Below are 6,061 nucleotides of genomic sequence, written 5' to 3' on the forward strand. Positions count from 1 at the left end.
ATGTCGCCCAGCACATGGCCGCGCTTGCGCAGGTTGAGGCCGGCGCCCTCGTTGCTGCGGTCGCCGCGCAGGAAGTCGAGCACGCCCTGGCCGAGCGCGGTGCTTGCCGCGTCGGTGCCGGTGCTGCCCTTGAGCGCCGCCTTCTGCGCCTCGCTCAGGCTGGCCCACCGGAACGGCACGCCCGCCCCGCTGGCCGCGGCGCTGGTGCCCGAGAAGCTCAGCACCTTGCGATTGCCGTCGTGYGCGCCGGGCACAGCCATGCGCGCATCAAGCAGTTCGCGCGCCGACCACGCGGGCGCGGCGGCCAGCTTGCCGTTGCTGCCGAACGGCGTGGCCGTCAGCTTGCCCGACCAGTCGGCCGTATCGTAGCCGGCCTGGTAGGCCGAAGTGGCGGTCGAAACCCTGGAGCCGCTGGCCGAGATCGAGGTCAGCGAGGCACTGGTGTTGAGCAGGATCTGCGAGAGGATGGACCGGAAGGCATCGCTGAGCGCCTTCGCATTCGCCGCTGGCGTGAAGGTGCCGCGGCTGTTGAGCGCGGCGTGCCAGAGGTCCATGCGCACGGCGGCGGCGTTGGCGTCGAGTTCGTGGTAATAGCCATAGGCACCGCCTCCTGAACGCCATCTCCCCGTCGCTGCCAAGGTGCTCGCCAACGGATCCTGCCAGGCAGCCCGCCCATCGACCAGGCGTGCATAGTCCCCGCTGTAGGTGGGCTGCGACGCGACTGCCGAGATGGCCGGGGCGCCGGTCCACGACGACGCAGCGCCAAAGCCAATGGTGTAGGTGGTCAGGTGCTGCCAGGTGGCGGGATCGTTTCTGGGATTCCAGTATTCGGGGACCGTTGCCGTCCCTATGATGGCATCGCCTGCCTCGGCAACGATCTTCTTGAGATTGTTCGACACCCCAGGTTGCAGGTCAGTGGCCCAGTAGTGAAATGCCATGTCGGCCAACGTGGGCCGGTATTCCGCCGTCGGCCTCCACCCGGAACCGTACTTCCTCCAGTTGGCGCTGTTGCTGACGGCACCCGCGTTGTCCTTGTAGGGCGCGCGCGGCACATAGGTCACGGCGTCAGGCAGGGCGCGACTCGTTCCATCCGCGTTGCCGATGGCCGGCATGTTGAGCGCCGCGGGATCCGGGTTGAAGCCGAAGAAGTTGTAGTCGCCGTCGGTCATGAAGATATGGAAGGACTTGCGGCAACTCGACTGAGTGGCACCCTCCGCGCCCGGGTCATCCGAGTACGGGCTGTACCGGCCGGTGGTCATCATGTATTCGCCAGCGCGGGTCATCATGGCGTGCAAGGGTGTTCCACCTTCCGCGGCCAGGGCGTCGACCCAGCTCATGAAATTGGCGCGGTGCGTGTCGTCCAGCGAACGCATCAGGTTCGCATTGGCTCGGCCATTGACGAGACAACTGCTGGCCTGATAGATGCCGGGCGCAGGGTCGCCGAAGAATCCGACGCAGCTGCCGTCCTTGTTGTTGTTCATCGCCTGCCATGAAAGGCGGATCCGGCCGTTGGGAATGTTGGCCGCCGAGAAGTTGTCCCTGAGCGCGGTCTTCAGCGCTTCGAGCCGCGTGGGTGTTCCGGCCGGCGGTGCCCAATTTCCGTCCGACGCCCGCGACGACGCCGCCATGCTGCCCGAGTTGTCGACCGACACGATCACATTCGGCGCCGGCTCCTTGACCGCGGTGTTGCGCGGCGCCTGGGACAGCGGATATTGCGCGGCGTGCCCGGCGGTCTGCGCCAGCACGAGGCCGCACAGCATGGCGTTCCTCGAAAACCTATGGATGTTCATATCTATTCTTCCCGCCATGCTCAATTCACTTTCCTGACCGCGGCCGGGTCGAAGGACATCTGCAACAGGACCCGCGTACCGCCGCCCGTGCTTGCGGCGCGCGCGCCGGTGGACAGCGCGGTGATCCGGTACAGCGGCTCGTCGCTGCGCGCGCGGTCGATCACTTCGATCCAGTACCGGGCGCTGGCCAGGGCCGGATTGCCGGCCGTCGGCGCGCCCGTGAATGCACCGTAGGCGGCGTACTGGTCCACGTAGGCGGAACGGGTCCAGAACCGGTAGGCCTCGCTGCCCGAAGCGGCGCCCACGGAGTCGGTCCCGGCGAAGTAGCAGATGCCACGATCGCAGCTGTTGGCGCCCTTGCCCACGTAGGCGGTCACCCAGCCGGTATCCCGGTCGGGAAACACGCGGCCATCGGCGGCCTTGCGGCAAGGCGAGCTCACGAGCGCGGAGCACGCCACGTAGGTCTGGGTCGCGGCATCGAAGGCCTGCTGCCGGATGTCGCGCTCGGCATCCAGCAGCGCGGCTTCGGCGGCCTCGAAGGCACGCTGGTAATCACGCTGGTTGCCCGCCATCGATTCGAGCAGCTGGGCCGTCCGCGCACCGCCCACCGCCAGCAGCGCCGAGAGCAGCAGCATGATGAGCACGATGAACAGCGAGAACCCGCGCTGCTGCGCCGAGCGTCTGCCGGGGACCTGAAAGTGCTTCATAGATTGCGCAGTGCGAACACCGCCGTGTAGACGCGGCGCAGCCTGCCGTCGCTGCTGGTCCGCGACGAACCATCGCAGTCGACGTAGCTGCCGCCCGGGTTGCTCCTGGAAGTGCCCGCAAGCTGCAGGCACACGCGCACCGTGCGAACCTGATCGAAGCTTGCGACGTTCGTGGCCGTCACGTAGCGCACCACGCGTTCGGTTCCGGCATCGCCGATGCCGTACATGACATCGAAGCGCTCGACGCCGTCGATGATCGGCTTTGGCGTGGTATTGCCGCTGCCTAGGCACCGCAGGGTGCCGCTGACCACCGAAAATTCGCTGGTGATCAGCCGCACGTTCGCAGGGTCCGCGGGGTTGCCAGGGGTGTACGCTGCGCCCGCCGAGTCCTTGGCCACCTGGCCGAGGCAGTCATGGAAGAAATCCGGATTCGGCGCAAAGCCGACCTTGAGCGTGTCGTTCACCGAACCGGCGGCCGCCTCCTGCCCCTTGATCGCGAAGAAGGCCGGCTCGCTATCGAGCTTGGTGCCCGCGTTCACATCGAAGTAGTACAGCGGCCCGGTGGCATCGATCGGGAAGTAGCCGGCCTGCCGGATCTGCTGGCCCAGCAGCCTGAATGCCAGCGCCGACGACTGGTGCAGCACATTGACGTCGTCGCCGGTCGCAGCGGTGCTGCGCGTGCCGAGCATGCTGGCCATGGCGGCCAGCACCACCAGCATGCCGATGATCAGCGCGACGAGGACTTCGACCAGGGTGAAGCCGGCCTGCCGCAGGTGGTGAGCAAATGTCTTGTTGTTCATGGTTGGGGCACCGCGACGACGGCTTCCTGGCAGGCCTTGCCGCGCAGGCAGCCCCAGGCCGAATCGGGTGCGATCGGGTTGACTGCAGCGGGCTCGTCCCAGGCGATGTGCACGAACAGCAGGCCGCCGACGGCCTTCTTGCTCTGCACGTCGGCCACGCCGCCGGGCAACGCACTCGCCACCCTTTGCTTCCAGGTCCACAGATCGTGGGCCGCCAATTGAGCGGCGGTGCAACGGGCCTTCGCTCCTGCGCACGCGGGGGTGGGCGCGGTGGCGTTCGCCGCCGACCAGCCGGCCACGTAGGGGCTGGCCGACACGGCACCGGCCACGGGATTCGCACGGATGCGATCGGCCATGTCGCCGGCCAGCAGCGCGGCGATGTTCTGGTTGCTCGCGCCCACGCTGTCGGAGAGCACACGCAGCTGGAAGCCGGCCAGCGCGAGCAGGCCGAACGAGAGCACGAGAATGGCCACCAGGGCCTCGATCATCGAGAAGCCCGCTTGGCCGCGCGGCGCGCGAATCGAATTGATCGGCACGTTCCGCCCCCTCAGCATCGCCTGACGCGCCAGCCGAGCGACAGGCACACAGCGACGTCGTTGGATGAACTGGCGCTTCCAACCGGGTGGAAGCTGATGCGGGCGACGCTCGAAAAATGGCCCATGGGATCGAAGGCCATGGGCCCGAGCGCGCTTTTCTGGATTGCAACGCGCGTGTCAGGGTCTTGCCGCTGGAGGATTTCGAACCCGGTGCCGCTGCCGACCACGGTTTCCCAGCCGCAGCTCCAGTCTGCGCCGCTGCACTCCGCACGCTGCCGGATGGTCACGGGCTGCCCGTGCCGAGCCGCCTCGGCACGCGCATGGCTCACGCTCGCCACCAGAGCCGACGCCATGCCCTCGACGCGGTACTTCTCGATCAGGCTGTTGAAGCTGGGCAGCGCCAGTGCCAGCAGGATGGCCACCAGTACGATGACGACCATCATTTCGACCAGCGTGAAGCCGCGCGGAGTTCCGCTTCTGCGGGAACGCGTCCTCACGGACGCGCAGAATCCGTTTTTCATGTTGTACCGTCCGCCGCCTCGCCCAAATGGCTGGAGCGGCAGACCTTTCTCCCTGACTGCAATTTTAAAAATTCTATTTGGCCAATTCATATTGACCACCCATTGAACGATGAGCGGTCGAAATAAACCTGCGCGCACCATGGCCGCACCGGCCCCTGCTGCGATGCGCTGGCGGCGGCGGGCATCGGTCGGGTGGTGGCGTCGTTGGCCGATCCCAACCCGCTGGTGGCGGGCCAGGGCTTCGAGCGGCTGCGCGCCGCGGGCGTGGCAGTCGAGGTGGGGCCGGGCGCGGAGGAAGCGCGCGAACTCAACATCGGCTTTTTCAGCCGCATGGTCCGCAAGACGCCCTGGGTGCGGCTCAAGGCCGCCGCCTCGCTCGACGGCAAGACCGGCCTGCGCAATGGTGTGAGCCAATGGATCACCTCGGAACCGGCGCGCGCCGACGGCCACGCCTGGCGGGCGCGGGCCAGCGCGGTGCTGACCGGCGTGGGCACGGTGCTGGAGGACGATCCCCGGCTCGACGTACGGCTGGTGGAAACCACGCGCCAGCCGCACGTGGTGATAGTCGACAGCCAATTGCAGACCCCGCCCGGCGCGCGGATCTTCATGGCTGGGCGGCCCGTCTGGATCTACGCCGCGGCGCAGGACGAGGCCAAGGCCGCCGCACTGGAAGCGCGCGGCGCCACCATCGCCTACTTGCCCAATGCACAGGGCAAGGTCGACTTGGCCGCGATGCTGCGGGATCTGGCCCGGCGCGAGGTCAACGAGCTCCACGTCGAGGCCGGCCACAAGCTCAACGGCTCGCTGCTGCGCGAGGGCCTGGTCGACGAGCTGCTGGTGTACCTGGCGCCCAAGCTCATCGGCGACGGGCTCGACATGGCCTCCGGCATCCACGCCGGCGGGCCGCTGGCCGACCTGGCCGGCGCGCTGCCGCTGGAATTCAGGACCATCGAGCGGATCGGGCCGGACCTGCGGATCGTGGCCCGGGTCGCCGGAAGGGACGCTTTCTAGCGGGCGAATGCAGGCGCCCGCCGGGCGGACCCCCGATGTCTGCGAAAATGCGCGGATGTTCACCGGAATCATCACCGGCGTGGGGCGCATCGCCGCCATCCACGACCTCGGCCCCTCCTCCTCCTACGGCAAAAGACTCGGCATTGCGGTGCCCGACGGCTATCTGGCCGACGTCGGGCTCGGCGACAGCATTGCGCTCAACGGCGCGTGCATGACCGTGACCACGCTCGACCCCGCCCGGCAGCAGTTCACCATCGACATCTCGGCCGAATCGCTCGACAAGACCGCGGGGCTGACCGAGGAAGGCGCCCGCATCAACCTCGAGAAGGCGCTGCGCGCCAGCGACCGGCTGGGCGGCCACATCGTCTCCGGCCATGTGGACGGCATCGGCACGGTCAGCCACTTCGCGCCCGTGGGCGAAAGCTGGGAGCTGCGCGTGGTGGCCCCGCCCGCGCTCGCGCGCTTCCTGGCGTACAAGGGCTCGATCACGGTCAACGGCGTGAGCCTCACGGTCAACAGCGTGAGCGACATCGACGGCGGCGCGGAAATCAGCATCAACCTGATCCCGCACACCGTCGACAACACCTCCCTCGGCAGCCTGCAGGCCGGCTCCAGGGTCAATCTCGAAATCGACACCATGGCGCGCCTGCCCGACCTGCAGCTCTTTGCGGCCGAGCATGGCCTGAAGATCGGCAC

Annotated in this window: 6 protein-coding genes and 1 pseudogene; 2 read left to right on the plus strand and 5 right to left on the minus strand. The window is 67.8% G+C overall.

The window, feature by feature from the left end; genetic code table 11:
- From AC1DOC_RS20770 to AC1DOC_RS20790, 5 genes are all read right to left on the minus strand, one after another.
- On the minus strand, positions 1-1,760 hold a 1,760-nt coding region (locus AC1DOC_RS20770; protein ID WP_478130400.1), incomplete at its 3' end, for a pilus assembly protein.
- 50 nt (positions 1,761-1,810) lie between these two features.
- Positions 1,811-2,497, minus strand: coding sequence for a pilus assembly PilX family protein (locus tag AC1DOC_RS20775; protein ID WP_478082020.1), 687 nt, complete (start codon positions 2,495-2,497; stop codon positions 1,811-1,813).
- The gene (locus AC1DOC_RS20780) at positions 2,494-3,297 is read right to left on the minus strand and encodes a PilW family protein (RefSeq protein ID WP_478082022.1); all 804 of its coding nucleotides are present in this window, start codon (positions 3,295-3,297) and stop codon (positions 2,494-2,496) included. The genes AC1DOC_RS20775 and AC1DOC_RS20780 overlap by 4 nt, the downstream gene beginning before the upstream one ends.
- On the minus strand, positions 3,294-3,833 hold the full coding sequence (pilV, locus tag AC1DOC_RS20785; RefSeq protein WP_478083365.1) for a type IV pilus modification protein PilV: 540 nt from the start codon (positions 3,831-3,833) through the stop codon (positions 3,294-3,296). The genes AC1DOC_RS20780 and pilV overlap by 4 nt, the downstream gene beginning before the upstream one ends.
- An 11-nt stretch (positions 3,834-3,844) precedes the next feature.
- Positions 3,845-4,330 carry a GspH/FimT family pseudopilin gene (locus AC1DOC_RS20790; protein ID WP_478130401.1) on the minus strand — a complete coding sequence of 162 codons (486 nt, stop codon included), beginning with the start codon at positions 4,328-4,330 and terminating at the stop codon, positions 3,845-3,847.
- A 153-nt stretch (positions 4,331-4,483) separates the two neighbouring features.
- Here AC1DOC_RS20790 and ribD point away from each other — a divergent pair.
- Positions 4,484-5,365 (plus strand): annotated as a pseudogene (gene ribD, locus AC1DOC_RS20795) (bifunctional diaminohydroxyphosphoribosylaminopyrimidine deaminase/5-amino-6-(5-phosphoribosylamino)uracil reductase RibD); the annotation flags it as partial.
- A gap of 55 nt (positions 5,366-5,420) precedes the next feature.
- Positions 5,421-6,061: riboflavin synthase (locus tag AC1DOC_RS20800; protein WP_478130402.1), on the plus strand; the 641-nt coding region annotated here is incomplete at its 3' end.

Source organism: Variovorax sp. 01T439_2, from assembly GCF_056398445.1.

What these genes read in the sequence shown, in the direction of transcription:
- AC1DOC_RS20775 (WP_478082020.1), bottom strand. Translation starts at nt 2,497, where the DNA reads ATGAAGCACTTTCAGGTCCCCGGCAGACGCTCGGCGCAGCAGCGCGGG.
- AC1DOC_RS20780 (WP_478082022.1), bottom strand. Translation starts at nt 3,297, where the DNA reads ATGAACAACAAGACATTTGCTCACCACCTGCGGCAGGCCGGCTTCACC.